12 protein-coding genes and 1 tRNA gene are annotated in these 18,841 nt (G+C 72.3%); 9 read left to right on the forward strand and 4 right to left on the reverse strand.

Features of this window, described 5'->3' with window-relative positions; genetic code table 11:
• The 6 genes from ACFY0U_RS28755 to ACFY0U_RS28780 are packed head-to-tail and all read left to right on the forward strand — an operon-like array spanning position 1 to position 8,607.
• Positions 1–1,092 (forward strand): hypothetical protein, encoded by a 1,092-nt coding sequence (locus ACFY0U_RS28755; RefSeq protein WP_388640678.1) that lies wholly within the window; start codon positions 1–3, stop codon positions 1,090–1,092.
• A 13-nt stretch (positions 1,093–1,105) separates the two neighbouring features.
• On the forward strand, positions 1,106–2,458 hold the full coding sequence (locus ACFY0U_RS28760; RefSeq protein ID WP_388640681.1) for a hypothetical protein: 1,353 nt from the start codon (positions 1,106–1,108) through the stop codon (positions 2,456–2,458).
• Positions 2,459–2,460: 2 nt separating this feature from the next.
• Positions 2,461–2,925, forward strand: coding sequence for a hypothetical protein (locus ACFY0U_RS28765; RefSeq protein WP_388640683.1), 465 nt, complete (start codon positions 2,461–2,463; stop codon positions 2,923–2,925).
• A 22-nt stretch (positions 2,926–2,947) separates the two neighbouring features.
• On the forward strand, positions 2,948–5,857 hold the full coding sequence (locus ACFY0U_RS28770; RefSeq protein WP_388640685.1) for a carboxypeptidase regulatory-like domain-containing protein: 2,910 nt from the start codon (positions 2,948–2,950) through the stop codon (positions 5,855–5,857).
• A 12-nt stretch (positions 5,858–5,869) separates the two neighbouring features.
• A complete protein-coding gene (locus ACFY0U_RS28775; RefSeq protein ID WP_388640687.1) occupies positions 5,870–7,069 on the forward strand; it encodes a hypothetical protein in 1,200 nt (399 codons plus the stop codon).
• Positions 7,066–8,607 (forward strand): M20/M25/M40 family metallo-hydrolase, encoded by a 1,542-nt coding sequence (locus tag ACFY0U_RS28780; RefSeq protein ID WP_388640689.1) that lies wholly within the window; start codon positions 7,066–7,068, stop codon positions 8,605–8,607. The genes ACFY0U_RS28775 and ACFY0U_RS28780 overlap by 4 nt, the downstream gene beginning before the upstream one ends.
• 33 nt (positions 8,608–8,640) lie before the next feature.
• Here the strand turns inward: ACFY0U_RS28780 and ACFY0U_RS28785 are convergent, their stop codons facing one another.
• The 4 genes from ACFY0U_RS28785 to ACFY0U_RS28800 all read right to left on the reverse strand — a co-directional run bounded on the left by ACFY0U_RS28785 (position 8,641) and on the right by ACFY0U_RS28800 (position 15,994).
• Positions 8,641–10,005, reverse strand: coding sequence for a M1 family metallopeptidase (locus ACFY0U_RS28785; protein ID WP_388640987.1), 1,365 nt, complete (start codon positions 10,003–10,005; stop codon positions 8,641–8,643).
• Between the two features lie 74 nt (positions 10,006–10,079).
• Complete coding sequence (locus ACFY0U_RS28790) at positions 10,080–13,931, reverse strand: Pls/PosA family non-ribosomal peptide synthetase (RefSeq protein WP_388640691.1); 3,852 nt, start codon at positions 13,929–13,931, stop codon at positions 10,080–10,082.
• Positions 13,932–14,196: 265 nt separating this feature from the next.
• Positions 14,197–15,750, reverse strand: a complete 1,554-nt coding sequence (locus tag ACFY0U_RS28795; protein ID WP_388640693.1) for a polysaccharide lyase family 1 protein — start codon at positions 15,748–15,750, stop codon at positions 14,197–14,199.
• 156 nt (positions 15,751–15,906) lie between these two features.
• Positions 15,907–15,994 (reverse strand) — tRNA-Leu (locus tag ACFY0U_RS28800).
• A 187-nt stretch (positions 15,995–16,181) separates the two neighbouring features.
• Between ACFY0U_RS28800 and ACFY0U_RS28805 the strand changes: the two genes are divergently transcribed.
• From ACFY0U_RS28805 to ACFY0U_RS28815, 3 genes are all read left to right on the forward strand, one after another.
• Positions 16,182–17,507 (forward strand): M20/M25/M40 family metallo-hydrolase, encoded by a 1,326-nt coding sequence (locus ACFY0U_RS28805; RefSeq protein WP_388640695.1) that lies wholly within the window; start codon positions 16,182–16,184, stop codon positions 17,505–17,507.
• Positions 17,508–17,665: 158 nt separating this feature from the next.
• The gene (gene chpH, locus ACFY0U_RS28810; RefSeq protein ID WP_093774589.1) at positions 17,666–17,899 is read left to right on the forward strand and encodes a chaplin ChpH; all 234 of its coding nucleotides are present in this window, start codon (positions 17,666–17,668) and stop codon (positions 17,897–17,899) included.
• A 124-nt stretch (positions 17,900–18,023) separates the two neighbouring features.
• Positions 18,024–18,836, forward strand: a complete 813-nt coding sequence (locus ACFY0U_RS28815) for a chaplin (protein WP_388640697.1) — start codon at positions 18,024–18,026, stop codon at positions 18,834–18,836.
• Positions 18,837–18,841: the final 5 nt, after the last annotated feature.

The following is an 18,841-nucleotide window of genomic DNA, read 5'->3' on the forward strand; positions in this document are numbered from 1 at the left end:
ATGAGCGTGAGCACCAACGGAGCCGGCCCCAGGACGTCGGGAGCGTCTCCGCTCCCCGAGCTGGAGGGCGAGTGGGAGGGCCTCTACGAGGGCGAGGACGAGGGCGAGGACTTTCTGTCCGGCCTTGCCGGACTCGCCGGACGGGCGGCCCGCTCGGCCCTCGGGGCCCTCACCGACGGTGACCGGGAGGAGGAGTTCGAGTTCCTCCTCGAAGGGGAGGACGAAGCCCTCCACGAGGACGAGTTCCTCTACGAGGACGAGGCCCTGTACGAGGGGGAATCGCTCCTTGAGGACGAGTTCCTGTACGAGGACGAGGCTCTGTACGAGGACGAGTCCCTGTACGAGGACGAAGCCCTCTTCGAGGACGAGGACGAGGGTGAGAGCGAGTTCGAGGCGACCGACCCGCTGCGCCGGATCTCCACGGACGCCCTGATGGAGCACCTCGGCCACGCCGCCGCCACGGCCCGGTCCGAGGCGGAGGCCGAGGCGTTCGCCGGAGCCCTGGTGCCCCTCGCCGTCGGAGCGGTTCGCAGCGCCGCGCCCGCGGTCGTCCGGCGAGCACCGCAACTCGTGCGCGGCCTCGCCAACGTCACCCGCACCCTGCGGCGCAACCCCGCGACGCGCTCACTGGTCCGGGCCGTGCCCACCATCGCCCTGCGCACGACGCGCAGTCTGGCCCGTCAGGTCGCGCGCGGCCGACCGGTCACCGCACGCTCGGCCGTGCGGACCCTGGCCGGCCAGACCGCCGCCGTCCTGTCCGATCCACGCCGGCGCAGGGCGGCCGTCCGCCGCTCCCGTGTCCTCGACCGCCGCTACCACCGAGCGGTGCGGACCGGAGCCCCCGGCGTGGCACCGGTCTCCGCGGCTGCCGTCCGCAGGGTGGCCGCGGCCCCCGCGCGGGGCGCCCTGCGGGTACCGGTGGCCGGGCCGCCCCGCTCCTTCCCGCGACGCCGCGGCGCACCCGCCCGTCACCCCGGTGTGTGGCAGACCCCCGGACCGCGCCCGCCCGCCGGGCTGCCGCCGCTGTCCGTGGCATGGGTGCCGGTGCCCGCCTACCGTCCGGTCCGCCCACGCGGGCCCTACGGCGTCTGACCGGCGGCCCCCGATGAGCGCACCCACCGCTCCCGCCGCACCGGCCCGCACGCCGGACCCGGGTACCGCCACCGCCCGGGCCGGCCGCCCGCTGCCGCGCCGGCCGGCCACGACGCCCGTCCGCCAACCCTGGCTGCGGGCACAGGGGCTGAACGTCACCCGGCACGCGGCGGCGCTGCGCCCGTTCCGTCCGGGCGAGTTCGGCACCGGCGCCGCCGCGCCGACCGCCGGTCACCTCCAGGCCGTCAACGCCCTGCTCGGCCGACTGCGCGTCGAACTGCTGCGGTACAGCGACCGGGTGGGCCGGCAGGCGCGGCAGGCCGCCGCCCGGCCGGACACCCGGCACCTTCAGGAACTGCTCACCACCAAGGAGCGGGCACACACCTGGGTGCGTGAGGTGGAACGCATCTGGGACTTCTACTTCGAGCTGTTCGGCCAGCGCCAGTCCGTCTTCGCCGACGCCCTGCTGTCCTGCGACCGCATCGCCCTGTCCTGCTACCAGGCCGCCTACCTGGGCGTGGGCGAGGCCAAGCCGCTGCCGGCACCGCCCCCGTTCTCGTTCATGCGGACCGGGTTCTCCCCGGCGACCTTCCGCCGCGGCATCCCGCTGCGCCGCCTCGGCCGCCGGCTCAACCCCTTCCCGCTGGTCCAACTCCCGTACCACCGCCTGGTCAACCCGTGGACCCTGGGCGCCGTCCTGCACGAGGTCTCCCACAACCTCCAGAGCGACCTGGGGCTCAACCAGGCGGTGCCCCGCGCGGTCGCGGCCAGGCTCCGTGCCGAGGGCCTCCCGCCCTCAGTGGTGCGCACCTGGGTGCGCTGGAACCGGGAGATCTACGCCGACCTGTCGGCGCTGCTGCTCGGCGGGCCGGCGGTGGTCGGTTCCCTGCTCGACGTGGTGGGCCGCTCCCCGGCGAGCGTCCTGACGTACAACCCGCGCGGTCCGCACCCCACTCCGTGGTTCCGGGTCTGGATCTCCGTCGAACTCCTGCGCCGCATGGGCTTCGCCGAACAGGCCGACCGCTACGGCCGCCTGTGGTCCGCGATCTACCCCGATCCGAGGGCGGGCACCCTGCCGCGTGAGCTGGTCGCGACCTTCGCCACCGCTCATCCCGCCGTGGTGGACGCCCTGTGCTACCGGCCGTTCCCCGAACTCGGCCGGCGCAGTCTCGCCCAGGTGATCCCGTTCGGGGCCAAGGAGGACGCGATGCAGCGGGAAGCCGCCGAGCGCCTCGCGGCCGGCACCGATCCCGGCATCATCCCGGCCCGCTTCCTGGTCGGCGCCACCCGCTCCGCCCTGGACCGGCGCCTGGCCCGCCCGGGCGTGATCAGCCGCAACTTCTACACCGAACTGGCGAGGCGATGACGGTGACCGTCCAGTCCGCGCACGCCGATCTGACGGCGGCGGTGCGCCGGCTCCGCGACACGGCACGCGAACTGGAGCTGATCGGCGTGTCCGACCAACCGCACGGCGGAGATGTGCTGTTGGTGGACGAGGTGGCCGGCGCCGTCCTGGAAACGACGGGTGCGGCGGAACAGGCCGCGGCCGCCCTGCGCGAGGACGCCGCGTCGGTGGCCCGGTGCCAGGCGCACGTCCACACCCTGGGCCGGATCCTGGTCGCCCAGCTGGCGGCCCCGGAACGCCTCGCCGAACTGGGCGCCCTCGGCGGGGAGCACGGCCGGGAAGCCGGCACCTGGGCGGACGAGGTGGTCCGCTGCGTCCACGCATGCCAGCAGTCGCTCTGGAGCGATGTGCTGCCGGCGGCCCTCGCCTACTGGCAGGAGTTCGCCGAGCTGAAGAACCACTGCTCCACGTCCGGCACCGGCCGCTGACCTGGAGGGGAAGGAGAGCACGATGGCGAAGCTCACGATCCGGGTCTTCCTCAGCCCTCATCCGCTGGACCGGCACGCCGAGGCTTGGCGGGAGGGCTGGCCGACGCCCTCCGGTGTGGTGCTGGTGGTGGACGGGCGAGGAGGCCACAACGGCACACGCCTGGAAGCGACGGACGCGGACGGCAGGACCGAATGGGAGGACTTCAAGCCCGGTGACCACGCGATCGCGGTCGAGGGACAGCCGGTCCCCGGATTCAGCCGTCCTTTGGTCGTCTGCGGTCTCACCTACGAGCGGACGTTGCACATCGCGTCCGTCGAGGACCGTTCGGTCGACATCCTCCTGGCCCCCGAGGACGGCCGTCGACTGTTCGAGCTCCGGACCCTGCACGGAGACGGCACACCGGTCTCCGGTGTCACCGTCGAGGTGGCCGGCGAGGAGTTCACCAGCCGGGCCGACGGCGCCGTCTACGCCGCTTGCCCGGACGAACTGGTGCTGGTGCGGCCCCGGCCCGACTCCCGCAGCGGAGCCGTCCCGAGCGACGGCCACTTCGTCGTCGACCGGCGCACGCTGCGCACGGACATGAGCACGGTGTACTACGAGGCGGGCCCCGCACGGATCCGTGTCACACCCACCGTCGGCGTGGACAGTGTGACCGGCATCGTCTTCGAACTCGCCCGCGCCGACGGCCTCGCCCGGCCCGCCGTGCGACTGGCCACCGACGCCCACACCACCGAGTGCGTCTTCGAGGACGTGCCGGTCGGCAGGGTCACCCTCGCCGTCGTCGACACCACCCGGGCGACCTTCGGTGCCGGATCACGGGTCACCGTCGTCCCCGGCCAGGAGCGCATCGACGCGGAGGTCCGGGCCGGCGACGACATCGACCTCTCGGCCTTCTTCGTGTTCCGTGAACTCGCCGCGCCGGCCGGCACGGTGAGCGGCCGTGTCCTGGACCGTCTCGGAACCCCCCTGCCGGGCGTCGAGATCGCCGCCGGTGACGGCGCCGTCGAGGCCACGGACGTCACCGACACCTTCGGCAGGTACGTCATCGACCAACTCCCCTTCCGCAAGTGGACCGTGGGCCTGTTGCGCTCACCGGTGGACGTGGGCGGCCGCCGGCTGACCGCCGACCCGCCCGCCGAGCACACCGTCGACGTGGTCGACGCGTCCCTCACCGAAGTCCCCGACCTGGTCCTCGCCGAGGAGGAGCACGGTATCCGTGGCATCGTCCGCGACCAGGACGGGCAGCCACTCGCCTTCACGACGGTGGAGATCCGGGACAGCGACGGCGAGGTCCTCGCGACCCGCCAGACCGACGCGCGCGGCTTCTACGAGTGGCCCGCACCCGCCCCCGGCAGGTTCCTCGTCAATGTGCTGAGCGAGGACGGCGAACCCGTGCGGCGCTTCCCGGTCGACGTGAACTCCATCGGTGACGGAAGCATCGTCTTCGCACGCAAACCCCAGGGCGCCGGTCCGCCGCCCGCCGGCACCCCCGCCGACCAGAACCTCGTCGACCTCGCCACCTTCCCCGTGCTCACCGAGAGCATCGGCGGCGCGGGCCGGACCGCCGTACAGCAGGGCGGGGACCGGTCCTCCGGATACGCCCAGAGCGTGGAAGGCGCGTTGCGGGACGTTCTCGGCTGGCGTCCGGGCTCCAACACCTCCGGATTCCAGGCCGCGTTGACCGGTGCCTTCGAACTGCGCGAGGTGCAGGGCCACACCGAGTTCACCTGGCACCCGCGCGGCTACGCCGTCCAGGCCGACCTCGGGGCCCTCACCGGCGCCCAGGCCAGCATCCACCAGCGGGCCAGGAACGCGCTGGAGCAGATCACTCCGCTGCTCGACGGCCTCACCCCGCTCGACCCCGCCGCCGACGTCCAGGACGCCGAGGCGATCCGCGTCATCATCAGGACCGAACTCGGCGAACTGGTCGACGAGTTGGCGGTCGAGGGCGGACCGCGGATCCAGCGCGTCGACGAGTTGTTCAACCTGCTGCTCGGCGACCGCCGCTCCGGTACCCGACCCGACCCGGACGCCGTCGGCGGCCAGTTCGCCCAGCTGCGCGACCGGTTCGGCCTGAGCGGCGCCCGGATCGGCACGCTGGACGAGGAACGGATCGTCACCAACTTCCGCATCGTCGTCGACCACGTCCTCGCCCTCGCCGCGGGCTGGGACACCGACCGCGACCTCTTCTCCGGCACCACCGACCGCACCGCGCTCGGCACCGTCCTGATCCGGCTCTCCCGCAGCCTGGACGTCGTCGCCCAGTCGGTGGAGGAACTGGTCTTCGCCCTGGAGTCGGTCTTCGTCGACGCGGCACAACGCCAGACGATCCGGCTCGACTTCGGTGGCGCGGCGCCGTCCATCCTCCTGTCCGACCTGCTGGACTGGGTGGTCCGCGTCTCCACGGCCGAGGGGCCGCGGCTGATCCAGGACGCGGGCAAGGACGGAGTGATCGCGCTCAGGCCGGTCCTGGTCAACCTGACCAACCTGGTGCGCGGCACCCAGCGGCTCGCCGATCCGAACCAGCGGGGCAACGACCCCAACCTGCCCGGGGGCCTGCGCACCCCTCGCGTACTGCGGGCCCTGCGCGAACTGAGCGGCCAGCTGGACGACACGGCCCGGCTCGCCGGCGCTGTACGCCGCACCGAGACGCCGGTGATCGTCTTCGTCGACCGCGTCATCGACGACCCGGTGATCGTCACCCTGGCCGGCCGCGGATTCGCCGCCGACGCCGAGGCGGTGCTCGTCGCGGACGGCAGGCCCGAGTTCGGCGAGGTCGAGTCCACGAGGGTGACCTTGCAGGGCGGCCGGGCGCACTTCGAGTTCCCGGACCTGCCCGCCGGTTCGCCCACGGGCTCCGTCGACTGGCTGATCACGGTGGTCAATCCGGGCGGCATCCGCAGCAACACGGTCGAGGCCCTACGGACCTGACGGAGGAGACCCATGGCGAACCAACAGGACTATCAGGCCTTCCTCGACCGCATCGCGGCCCTCCGGGAGACCGTCACCGACCGGCTGTCGGCGCAGCTCGTCGCCGACCCGCAGCTCGCGGACGTCCTCACCAAGCAGATCGACGACCTGCTCCAGGACGCCATCAAGGCCGACCTGGCCGAGAAACCACCGCCCGACAAGGGGCTCGCCCAGCTCGTCGGCCTCGGCGAACAGGCCGCCGACGCGCTCGGCAGGACCCGCCTGCCACAGGCCATCGAGCCCTACGACGAGACGGTCTCGTCGGAGCGGCTGGTGGCGATGGGGGACCTCTACTACATCTACCAGCACGAGATGATCGGGGTCTTCCGCGCGGTGCAGAAGCTCCAGGAGCTGTTCCGCGCGGGCGCCGTCTACCTGTCCAGCGGAGCGGGCGCGTACGCGCTCTACCAGTTCGACCGGCGTCAGGTGCTGCGCTACACCCGGCGGGACCGGCTCGCCGCCTACCGCAGGGCCTTCGGGTACGGCCGCGCCCAGGTGCCGGCCGGCTCCCGGTCCAACAGCGACTTCCACGGGCTGTTCGAGCACTTCGTCAACCAGGTCGCCCTCTTCCACCGCGACAAGCGGATCGCGGACGTGGTCCGCGAGCGGGCCTACGACCCGAGCTTCGGCAGCATCGCGGTGGTCCGCCGGGCGGGCCTGGACCTGCGCAACAACCTGAAGTTCACCTCGTACGGCCATGTCAACGTGTTGCGCGTCGAAGTGATGCAGCTCCTCGACGAGGCCTACCGCATCCTCGGCTCGGACGACATCAAGCGGCTGTACGGCGCCGACACCGCGTGGGACGTCGTCGAGATCGTGCTCGCCCAGTACTTCGGCGAGCGCCTGGTCACCTCGCCCCGGCAGCGCATGGCCATCGCGGGCCGCGAGGTGCTGCGCTGGCTGGCCCAGCCGCATCTGCTGCAGAACCAGCGCGTCACGTTCGAGACGCTGCTGCTGGAGATCGCGGAGAGCTCCGAGGAGTGGCTCACCAGCGCCCGGTCGCTGGGCGGCGGCCCCCCTCAGGAGGCCCGCCGCGGCCTGCCGTGGGACCGCCCTGCGGCGCCGCTCACGGGTGGCCGCCAGGGCGCCCGCAGGCCACCCGTGCCACCCACGGCACGCGGCACCGGCACGCGCGGCCGGGCGGCCGCCCCGCTCAACGGGGTCCGTGTGTGACCGGACCCGCCCCTGCGGCACGAGCGACCGAGACCTACCCGTGGTCCCCGGCCGCACGGCTCGCGGGGGGCGTCCGGGTGTCCCCCGCGCAGCGGGCGACGGCGCTCGCGGTACGGCCGTCGTCGGCACCACGCGCGGCTTGGGCAACCCCCGTGCCCCGGGCCCGGACGGAGGCCGCTCTCCGCTTCGCCCGGGCCGGACGTCCGGCCGCGCTCGCCCTGCTGTGCGCGCTCCTGCGCCACCCCACGGTCAGCGCCGCGCCCGCGCACCGGCCGGACCTGCGCAGCTGCGCGGGGCGTCTCGCCGCGCACCTGCGGCGCATCGGCCTGGACGCGGTCACGGTACGGCCCGGCCGCGTCGCCCCCGTCGTCACCGCCCGGTGGCTGCACCGACCCGGCGCCCCCGTGGTCCTGGTCTACGGTCACTACGACGTCCAGCCCGCCGGGCCGCGCGACGCCTGGGCCACGGACCCCTTCCGGCCGGTAGTCGACGGCACCCATGTGTACGCGCGCGGCGCCACCGACGACAAGGGTCAGCTCACCGCCCACCTGGCCGCGATCGAGGCGTGGCTGGCCACCGGCGGTCCACCCGTGAATCTACGGGTCGTCCTGGACGGCGAGGAGGAGATCGGCAGCCCCACCCTCCGTCAGGCCCTGGAGCGTGATCCCGCGTATCTGCGGGCCGGTCTGGCCGTGGTGTCCGACACCAGGATGCGAGACGCGTCCACACCCGTGCTCGTCAGCGGTCTGAGGGGCTCGCTCGCCGCCCGCGTCGAGGTGACCGGCCCCGGGACCGACCTGCATGCCGGCGCCTTCGGCGGTGCGGTGGCCGAACCCGCACAGGTGCTGTGCGCCCTGGTGGCGAGCCTCCACGACCCCGACGGCCGCATCGCCGTCCCCGGCTTCTACGACGACGTACGGCCTCCGCACCCGGCTGAACGGGCCCGGCTCGCCCGCGACGGTCCGTCCGCCGGTGCGCTCCTGGCTCCGACCGGAGTCTCGCTCGGACACGGAGAGCCCGGCTACTCCGCCTTCGAGCGGACCACCATCCGCCCCGCGATCGTCGTCACGGCACTCTCCGGCGCGGCGAGGTCGGCGATTCCCGCCCGGGCCGCGGCCGACCTGAGCGTCCGCGTGGTCCCGGGCCAGCAGCCGGGCGTCGTGGCCCGGGCGCTGCGCGCCCATCTCGCCGAGCGGACCCCGAGAGGCGTCCGCGCCCGGTTGTCCGTCCTCGCCGATTGCCCGCCCTACGCCCTGACGCCCGACGGTCCGGGCCTGCCTGCGGTGGACCACGCGTGCCGGCGGGTGTTCGGACGCCCGCCCCTGCTGCTGCCGTCGGGCGGCTCGATCCCCTTCGTCAGCGAACTCGCCGCCACCACGGGCACCCAGACCCTGCTCCTCGGCTTCGGCCTCCCGGACGACGGCATGCACGCCCCGAACGAACGCTTCCCGCTGCGCAACCTGCATCGCGGCACGGAGGCCTGTATCGAGCTCTACGCGGCCCTCGCCGGAGCCCCGCTCCGAGGCGAGGGCCGGTAGGACGTCACGAACTGCCGCAGGCTGTCCGGCGGATCACGCCGGCGGCTGGGCGGGCCGCGCCGGAATGGGTGTGCCTGCCACGGGCAGGGGCGGCAGTGCCGCCTTGTACACCCAGGCCTGGAACACCTCGTCCAGCGGCTCGGGCGAGAAGCGGGAGGCGTGCGCGGTGAACGTCGTCGTGGTCACGGCGCCGCCGCGGTGCAGGCCCGCCCAGCCGCGCAGCATGCGGAAGAAGGCCACGTCGCCCATCGCGCAGCGCACCGCGTGCACGGTCAGCCCGCCCCGCTCGTAGAGCCGGTCGTCGAACATCGACTTGCGGCCCGGATCGGCCAGCTTCAGATCCTGCGGGAGGCCCGAGAGCAACCGGTGCGCGGCGGCGGCGAGTTGCTGGGCCGTCCGCCCGCCGGAGCGCTCCGACCACAGCCACTCGGCGTACTTCGCGAACCCCTCGTTCAGCCAGATGTGCCGCCAGTCCGCGATGGACACGCTGTTGCCGAACCACTGGTGGGCCAGCTCGTGCGCGACCAGCCGCTCCGAACCCCGCGCCCCGTCCACGTGGTTGGCGCCGAACAGCGACAACCCCTGTGCCTCGACGGGGACATCGAGCTCCTCCTCCGTCACCACGACCGCGTACTCCTCGAAGGGGTACGGGCCGAACAGCTCCTGGAAGAGGTCCATCATCTGCGGCTGACGCGCGAAGTCCCTTGAGAACTGGGGGAGCAGCTGCGACGGAATGTGCCCGTGCTGCGGCACCCCGCCCAGGCCGGGGTCGCCCAGCAGCACCGTCTGGTACTTGCCGATCGACAGCCCCACCAGATAGCTGGACGTCGGCGCCGACTGCTCGTACACCCAGGTCGTCGTGGACGCCTTCGTGGTGCGGGTCAGCAGCCGCCCGCCCGCCACCACCGAGTACGCCGACGGCGTGGTGATCGAGATCTGGTACGACGCCTTGTCCGCGGGCCGGTCGTTGCACGGGTACCAGGACGGCGCCCCGATCGGCTGGCTCGCCACCAGCGCCCCGTCCTCCAGCTCCTCCCAGCCGAGACCGCCCCACGGGCTGTTCACCGGCTTGGGGTTGCCCGCCCAGTGCACCTCGACCGTGAACGCGGCCCCGGGCCGGACCGGCTTCGCGGGCCGGATGCGCAGCTTGCCGCCGCGATGCGTGTAGTGCGGCTGCCGGCCGTCCACCCGCACCCGGCCGACCTTGAAGTCGGCCAGGTTCAGGAAGAACTCGCCCAGCGGCGACCGGCCCGCTATCGCGTTGATCCGGGCCGTGCCGGACAGCCGGTTCGGGCCCGGGCGGTAGTCCAGCGCGAGCTCGTACCGGTGCACCCGGTACCGCGCGTCACCGTTCTCCGGGAAGTACGGGTCCGAACCCGCCGCCTGCTGAACCGCCACCGCTGTGTCTACTCCCTGTGCCATGCCACCACTCCGCTCGGGTGCACCGCTCTCCCGTGCCGAGTGGCCGGCGTTCAGGGACGCCATGCCTCGATCGGGTTGCCGAGCCAGCGGGTGTCGTCGGGGACGGACTCCGCTGCCATGACGAGCGACGCGGGACCCAGGGTCGTCCGGGCCCCGATCGTGCTGCCGGGCAGCACGATCCCGCCAGGACCCAGCGTCGCGCCCTCACGGAGGACCACAGTATCCGTCCGCAAGATCCGGTCGTGGAAGAGGTGCGTCTGGAGCACACAGCCCCGGTTCACCGTCGCCGCGTCCTCCAGGGTCACCAGATCCGTCTCCGGCAGCCAGTAGCTCTCCACCCACACGCCCTTGCCGACGCGCGCACCGAGCCCCCGCAGCCACGCCGTCATCAGCGGCGTACCGGGCACCGAACCGGCCAGCCACGGCACCGCCACGACCTCGACGAACGTGTCCGCGAGCTCGTTGCGCCACACGAAGGAGCTCCACAGCGGATGCTCCCCACTGCGGTGCCGCCCCACGAGCAGCCACTTGGCCACGATGGACACCAGCGCGGCCAAGGCACCCGCCGCGAGCAGCACCCCGCCCGCCAGCGCCCACGCCCACACCCCCAGCGCGCACAGCGCCGCCACCGTCAGCACGCCGATCGCCGCCGAGCAGAACACCGGCACGATCCGGCACAGCTCCACCAGACCGCGCGCCCACAGCAGCCGCGCCGGCGGGTCGTACGTCCGGCTCTGGTCGCCGTCGGCGGCGGCCCGGGGCAGTTTCACCGGCGGCAGTCCCAGGTACGAGCTGCCCTTCTTCGCCTTCTTCGGCGTCGCCGACAGCACCCCGACCAGCCCGCCGTCCGGCACGGACCGCCCCGGCGCGGTCATCCCCGAGTTCCCGAGGAAGGCCCGGCGCCCGATCTCCGCCCGTCCGATCCGCATCCAGCCGCCACCGAGCTCGTACGGCGCGGTCAGCGTGTCGTCGGCCAGGAACGCGCCCTCGCCGACCGTCGTCAGGCTCGGCAGCGCGAGCACGGTCGACACCTCGGCGCCCCGCCCGATCCGCATCCCGAGCAGCCGCAGCCACACCGGCGTGACCAGCCCCGCGTACAGCGGGAAGAGCGTCTCGCGCGAGCGGTCCATCAGCTGGGTGACGGTCCAGGCCTGCCATCCGACCCGGCTGTGGGTCGGATGCGTGCCCTCGCGCAGCCCCAGGCTCAGCAGCCGTACGGCGACCAGGATCAGCAGCGCGTACGCCAGCCCGAAGGCGAGCGTCGCCGGCACGAGGGCGGCCATGGCGCCCTGGAGAGGCCGGTCCGGCGTGAAGAACTCCCGTCCCACGAGGAAGGCGGCCACCCCGGCCAGCACCGGAAGCGCGGTGAGCGCGAAGCCCGTCAGGCCGTACATCACCCGCCAGTAAGTGCCCTTGCGCGGCCGCTCCTTGGGCCAGTTCCGCTTCGCCTTGCCCAGCTTGACCGCGGGAGCGCCCGCCCAGCGCTGACCGGTGGGAATCTGCCCGGTGACCGCCGAACCCGGCGCCACCTCGGCCCGCTTGCCGACCCGTGCGCCAGGGAAGAGGATGCTGCGCGTCCCGACGACCGCGTGCGCGCCCACCTTGACCGTGCCGATCTCCAGCCGGTCGCCGTCCAGCCACCACCCCGACAGATCCACCTCGGACTCGACCGCCGCACCCCGGCCCAGCTTGAGCATGCCGGTCACCGGCGGCAGCGAGTGCAGGTCGACATCGGGGCCGACCTTGGCGCCCAGCGCCCGTGCGTACCGCTCCAGCCACGACCCGGTCAGCGAGGTCGCCCCGCTGAACTCGGCCAGCCGCTCGGCCGCCCACAGCCGCAGATGCACACCGTCACCGCGCGCGTACCGTCCCGGCTGCACACCCCGCAGCAGCAGCCGCGCACCGCCCGCCGCGATCGCGAGCCGGCCGGGCGGGCTGAACAGCACCAGCGCTCCCGCCCCGACCAGCCACCAGGACGCGGTCGGCAGCCAGGCGTACGGCAGTACGTTGCCCAGCGCGGCCAGCACCACGGTCCAGCGCAGTCCGAGCAGGGTGAACAGGGGGATCATGGCGAGGAGTTGGATCGCCTGGGCGCGCACCGGGACCGGGGCGACGATCCGCGCGGCGCCGTCGTCCTGCGCGGACTCCTCCAGGTGCCGCGCCAACTTCCGCAGCACGGGCTGCTGGTAGATGTCGAGGACGGCCGCGCTCGGGTAGCGGGTGCGCAGCCGTGTGGTGAGCTGGGCGGCGGCGAGGCTGCTGCCGCCGATCGCGAAGAAGTCGTCGCGCGCACTGGACACCGGGATGCCGAGCACCTCGCTCCACTGCTCGGCGAGCCATGCCTCGGTGCCGTACAACTGCTCGGCGGGACCACCGGTCTCCAGGCCCTTCAGGGGCCAGGGCAGGGCGTTGCGGTCGACCTTGCCGCTCGTGCGCGTCGGCAGCTCGTCGACCGGCGCCAGCAACGGCACCAGGGCCGCGGGCAGTTCGGCGCGCAGCTTCTCGACGGCGGTCGCGTGGTCCCAGCCGTCCTGTGTGACGACGTACCCGACGAGGAGCTGGTTGCCACTGCGGGCGGTGCGCACGGCGGCGGCCGCTCCCGCGACCCCCGGCAACGCCTGGAGAGCCGCGTCGACCTCACCGAGCTCGATCCGCCGCCCGCCGAGCTTGATCTGCTCGTCGGCCCGCCCGAGGAAGACCAGCCCCTCCGGCTCCGCCTTGACGAGGTCACCGCTGCGGTACGCCCGCTCCCAGCCCAGCGACTCCAGCGGCGCGTACTTCTCCGCGTCCTTCTCGGCGTCCAGGTACCGGGCGAGCCCGACGCCCCCGATCACCAACTGCCCGCTGGCGCCCATGGGTACGGGCTCCCCGGCCTCGTCGACGACGGCCAGCTCCCAGCCGTCCAGCGGCAGCCCGATCCGGATCGGCTCCTCGCCGCTCATCAGCGAGGCACAGGCCACGACGGTCGCCTCGGTCGGCCCGTACGTGTTCCAGACCTCGCGGCCCTCGGTCACCAGCCGCTGCGCCAGCTCGGGCGGACAGGCCTCACCGCCGAAGATCAGCAGCCGTACGTCGTTGAGGGTCTCCGGCTCCCAGAGCGCGGCGAGCGTCGGCACCGTCGACACGACGGTGATCTCCTGCTCCACCAGCCAGGGCCCCAGATCGGCACCGCTCCTGACCTGCGCACGCGGCACCGGCACCAGACAGGCCCCGTACCGCCACGCCAGCCACATCTCCTCGCAGGACGCGTCGAAGGCGACCGACAGCCCCGCCATGACCCTGTCAGCCGGACCGATGGGGTCGTCCGTGAGGAACAGCGCGGCCTCGGCGTCCACGAACGCGGCGGCGCTGCGGTGACTGACGGCGACGCCCTTGGGCTTTCCGGTGGACCCGGAGGTGAAGATGATCCACGCGTCGTGCTCGATGCCGGGCCGCGCGGCGGGGATCTCGCTGCGTCCGGTGACGGTCAGCTCGTGACCGGCCCCGACGACGGCGCGTACGTCCGCCTCCCCGAACACCAACTCGGCCCGCTCGTCCGGGTCCTCGGCGTCCACCGGGACGTAGGCGGCACCGGCGGCGAGCACGGCGAGAATCGCGATGTAGAGGTCGTTGGTCCCGGACGGGACACGGACACCCACCCGGTCGCCGAGCCCGACCCCGGCGTCCGCGAGAGCGCGGCGTAGCCGCTCGACCTCCACGGCCAGCGCACGGTAGGTCAGACAGGTCGTACCGTCGTCCAGCGCGGGCTCGTCCGGGTACGACCGCACGGAGGCGTCGAAGACGTCGACGAGGGTGCGCGCGGAGGCCGCCGGGCCCCCGGAGAAACGTGCCGTATCACCGAACCGCTCGCGGATCTCTTCCTCGAGCAGGCCGAGAGCGCTGCTCTCGTGTATGGCTGCCATCGGTCCTCGCGTCTCGATCCCGGAAGCCTCCGGGGCGCTGGCGGGCCCGCAGGTCTGCCTGGGGTTGTCCGGGTCCAGCTCCGTAACAAGCCGGAAATTTTAGTACGACGCTAGGTCCGGGCCCTGCGAACGGCCACCGGAGAGGCCCGTCCGGGTGGCTACCCGAACGGGCCGCACACGGTCTGACCTGCGGATCCCGGCGCCGGACGAGACATGCCCCACATCGTCCAAGAGCTCCGCGAACAGGCCGAGTTGGTGCTTTTGTTTACGGGGCGTAGGTCTCGAACTCGGCTATCTGTGGTGTGCCGTTCGCGCCGGTGATCGCGAAGGTGACCTTCTTCAGCGAGGTCGGAGTGAAGGCGATGGCCCCCGCACCGCTGCCGGAGGTCAGGACGGCGCCGGTGTCGCCGTCGAGGACCTGCCAGGAGCCGATGCGGCCCGCGGCGGACGAGGTCTCCTTGATGACGATCTTCGAGACGGTCGTGGCGGAGCCCCACTTGATCGAGACATGGCCGGTGGAGCCGCTCGGCGACCAGTAGGTGCTCGTGTCACCGTCCCGGACACTGCCGTAACTCGTGCCGTCGGCCTTGCTGGAGCCGTCGGAACCCGCCCCGACGCTCAGGTTGGTACCGACGGGCGCGGTGGCGGTGGGGGTGGGCGTGGCCGTGGGCGTCGTGGTGGTGGTCGGTGTGGCGGTCGCGGTCGGCGTCGTCGCCGTGCAGGTGCCGTCCGACACCGCCAGCCCCTTGCCGGCGCCCGCCGTCCTGCTCACGACGCCGGGCACACAGGAGGCCTGGTCGAGGGCGTAGCCGTACGGGATGCTCACCGAGGTGTTGGACACCGGGGCGGGACCGGCGGGCTTGTAGTCGTCGCCCGGGGCCGACCAGGTCACGTTGTCGTAGATGTTGCCGCTGACCTGCCAATACCCGGCCGCGTCGGTGTAGAAGGTGCCAAGGACGTCCCTGGAGTCCTCGAAGTAGTTGTTGTCGACCCTGGCCCTGGCGCCGGCCCGGGAGTTGATCCCGGACTCGTTCAGGCTCACGTAGTGGTTGTTGTAGATGTGGGCGGTGCCGCCGCGCAGCAGCGGCGTACGGGAGTCGATGTTCTCGTACCGGTTGTGGTGGTACGTGATGAAGCCGTTCGTCAGGTCGCTCTCGCTGGACCCGACGAGACCGCCCCGCCCGGAGTTGCGCAGGACGCTGTACGACAGGGTCACGTACTGCGTGTTGTCCTTCATGTCGAACAGGCCGTCGTAGCCCTCCGACTCCCCTCCCGAGGCGACCAGGGTGGTGTGGTCGACCCAGACGTTGCGGACGTCGCTCTCCATGCCGATGGCGTCGCCGCCGTTGGAGGTGGGCGAGCCCGACTTCTTGACGTTCTGGACGGTCACGTTCCGGATGACGATGTTGCTCGACTCACGGATGTGGATGCCGAGTTGGTCGAAGACGGCGCCGCTGCCGACACCGATCAGGGTGACGTTGCTGATCTGCTTCAGCTCGATCACACCGTCGGCGGTGTTGCAGCTGCCGCCCGAGACCTTCGTCGTGTTGCCGTGGTTGATCGTCCCCTCGACCTCGATGGTGATCGGGGTGCTGCTGCTGGCCCGGCCGCACAGGGCCGCGTGGATCTGGGTCCCGGTGGTGGCCCGCACGGTCGTCCCGCCCGCTCCGCCGGTGGTTCCGCCGTTCTGGGTCGCGTAGCCGGTGGCGGCCGCGCCGGCCGCCGAGGCCTCCGGCGTCACCAGTAGCGCGCCGGTCGCGACCGCCAGGCCCAGCCCGGCCAGCGCCGCGTACAACTGTGGTGCACGTGCTCGTCTCATCCGCTTCATCCCTGTTCGTCCCTGAATAAGGGGTGCTGGATGGTGCACTGTCAGGGCGTAGTGACCGCGGAGGGACGCGAGGTTGCCGACTCGGCGGGGGAGATTTCGCGGATGTGCGGGAAAAGCAAAAAACCCCTGATCAACAGGGGTTTCAGCTGGTGTCCGAGGGGGGACTTGAACCCCCACGCCCGATAAAGGGCACTAGCACCTCAAGCTAGCGCGTCTGCCATTCCGCCACCCGGACAAGGTGTCTGTCGCGCGGGGTTCCCCTCGCGGCGACAGAGGAAACATTACCAGGCTTTCGAGGTGCCCCGATCACCCCCTCGTCCCGGCGTGAACGGCGTGTGACGGGCCGGGTCCGCTCTTGGGCGCGGCCGGTCGGAGAGGGAGGATGAGGGGAACCACCAGCAGTGACAGCGGGAGGAACCAGCGTGAGCGGGACGGACACGACCAGGCACGTCACCGGCGAGGACGAGGTCGTGGACCTCTGCCGTGAGCTGATCCAGATCGACACCAGCAACTACGGCGACCACTCGGGCCCGGGCGAGCGCAGGGCGGCCGAGTACGTCGCCGAGAAGCTCGCCGAGGTCGGCCTGGAACCGCAGATCTTCGAATCCCACCCGGGGCGCGCCTCCACGGTCGCCCGCATCGAGGGCGAGGACCCCTCCAAGCCGGCCCTGCTCATCCACGGGCACACCGATGTCGTACCGGCCAACGCGGCGGACTGGACCCACCACCCCTTCTCCGGCGAGGTCGCCGACGGATGTGTGTGGGGGCGTGGCGCCGTCGACATGAAGGACATGGACGCGATGACCCTCGCGGTCGTCCGTGACCGGCTGCGCAGCGGCCGCAAGCCCCCGCGCGACATCGTCCTCGCCTTCCTCGCCGACGAGGAGGCGGGCGGCACGTACGGCGCCCGGTACCTCGTCGACAAGCACCCCGATCTCTTCGAGGGCGTCACCGAGGCGATCGGCGAGGTCGGCGGATTCTCCTTCACCGTCAACGAGAACCTGCGGCTCTACCTGGTCGAGACCGCCCAGAAGGGCATGCACTGGATGCGGCTCACCGTGGACGGCACCGCGGGCCACGGTTCGATGACCAACGACGACAACGCGATCACCGAGCTGTGCGAGGCCGTGGGCCGGCTCGGGCGGCACAAGTGGCCGGTGCGGGTCACCAAGACCGTACGGTCCTTCCTCGACGAGCTCTCCGACGCGCTCGGCACCGAGCTCGACCCCGAGAACATGGACGAGACCCTCGCCAAGCTCGGCGGCATCGCCAAGATGGTCGGGGCCACGCTGCGGAACTCGGCGGCGCCCACCATGCTCGGCGCCGGCTACAAGGTCAACGTCATCCCCGGCCAGGCCACCGCCCACGTCGACGGCCGCTTCCTGCCCGGCTACGAGCAGGAGTTCCTCGCCGACCTCGACCGCATCCTCGGCCCGCGCGTGCGGCGCGAGGACGTGCACGGGGACAAGGCGCTGGAGACCGACTTCGACGGCAAGCTCGTCGACGCCATGCAGAGTGCGCTCGGCGCCGAGGACCCGATCGCCCGTGCGGTGCCCTACATGCTCTCCGGCGGCACCGACGCCAAGTCCTTCGACGACCTCGGCATCCGCTGCTTCGGCTTCGCGCCGCTCCAGCTGCCGCCGGAGCTCGACTTCGCCGGCATGTTCCACGGTGTGGACGAGCGGGTGCCCGTGGAGGGGCTCAAGTTCGGCGTGCGGGTGCTCGACCGGTTCATCGACGCTTCCTGACGGCCGTAAGCCGAGCCTTGACGTCGATATTCGACAGCCCGTGCGGAAATGAATGAGAAGGGTGAATGCGCTCATAGGCTCGTAGCTTCAATACCCCCTCCTCGTTACAGGTGATGCGATCGGCAACACGAGATCGCTTTTGCCAACAAGGAGGAATAATGATCAAGAAGGTCGTCGCCGCTGCGGCTGCCACTGGTGGCCTGGTTCTCGCGGGTGCGGGCCTGGCTGTCGCCGACGCGGGTGCCCAGGGTGCCGCTGTGCACTCCCCGGGTGTCCTGTCCGGCAACGTCGTTCAGGTGCCCGTCCACGTCCCGGTGAACGTGTGCGGCAACACGATCTCCGTGATCGGGCTGCTGAACCCCGCCTTCGGCAACACCTGCATCAACAAGTGACATCGATCCGCTGAGGGTCGTTTGACACCCGTCGGCCCCGGAGCGCGCGCCATGCGCTCCGGGGCCGACCGGTCTTTTCACGAGGATTGCAGGTCGGAATCGAAAAGGCAGGGGGAATTCAGGAATGCGACAGGTCACCCGCAAAGGCCTGATGACCGTGGCGGCCGCGACCGGCGTGATCGCCGGCGCGGGCGGTGCCGCCCACGCCGACTCGGCCGCGAACGGATCGAGCTCGAACTCGCCCGGCGTGCTGTCGGGCAACACCGTGCAGGCGCCCGTGCACGCGCCGGTCAACGTCTGCGGCAACACCGTCGACGTGGTCGGGGTGCTCAACCCGGCCATGGGCAACAAGTGCGCCAACAAGAGCGGATCGTCCGGCGGGTACGGCGACGACGGTGGGTACGGGGGCGACTCCGGCGGCAGCGGCTCGTCGTCCGACGGCCACGCGAGCGGCTCGCCGGGCGTCGGCTCCGGCAACCATGTCGAGGCCCCGGTGCACGTCCCGGTGAACGTCTGCGGCAACAGCGTCGACGTCATCGGGATCGGCAACCCCGCCACCGGCAACGACTGCGCGAACGGCGGCGGGCAGCCCGGTACCCCGGGCGGCGGCGGCCAGACGCCTCCCGGCGGCCCTGACCAGCCGGGCAACCCCGGGCAGCCGAACAGTCCGGGCAACCCCGGCAACCCCGTGGAGCCGGGCACCCCAGGCTCCCCGGGCACCCCCGGAACCCCGGGCACGCCACCGTCGTCGGCGCACGGGACGCCGGGCGCACCGGGCGGCAACCACCCCGGTGCGCAGACGGTCACCCAGCCGCACGGCGAGGCCCAGCTCGCCCACACGGGCAGCGACCTGCCGCTGGGGCTGGCCCTGCCGGCCGGGGCGGGCGTGCTGCTGGCGGGCGCGGTGCTCTACCGCAAGGCGCGGGCATCCGCGTAGCGGCA

The organism is Streptomyces sp. NPDC001536 (assembly GCF_042894505.1).
Taxonomy (GTDB): domain Bacteria; phylum Actinomycetota; class Actinomycetes; order Streptomycetales; family Streptomycetaceae; genus Streptomyces.

Coding starts and splice junctions, on each gene's coding strand:
- ACFY0U_RS28770 (WP_388640685.1), top strand. CDS start 2,948: ATGGCGAAGCTCACGATCCGGGTCTTCCTCAGCCCTCATCCGCTGGAC.
- ACFY0U_RS28760 (WP_388640681.1), top strand. CDS start 1,106: ATGAGCGCACCCACCGCTCCCGCCGCACCGGCCCGCACGCCGGACCCG.
- ACFY0U_RS28795 (WP_388640693.1), bottom strand. CDS start 15,750: ATGAGACGAGCACGTGCACCACAGTTGTACGCGGCGCTGGCCGGGCTG.
- ACFY0U_RS28775 (WP_388640687.1), top strand. CDS start 5,870: ATGGCGAACCAACAGGACTATCAGGCCTTCCTCGACCGCATCGCGGCC.
- chpH (WP_093774589.1), top strand. CDS start 17,666: ATGATCAAGAAGGTCGTCGCCGCTGCGGCTGCCACTGGTGGCCTGGTT.
- ACFY0U_RS28755 (WP_388640678.1), top strand. CDS start 1: ATGAGCGTGAGCACCAACGGAGCCGGCCCCAGGACGTCGGGAGCGTCT.
- ACFY0U_RS28790 (WP_388640691.1), bottom strand. CDS start 13,931: ATGGCAGCCATACACGAGAGCAGCGCTCTCGGCCTGCTCGAGGAAGAG.
- ACFY0U_RS28815 (WP_388640697.1), top strand. CDS start 18,024: ATGCGACAGGTCACCCGCAAAGGCCTGATGACCGTGGCGGCCGCGACC.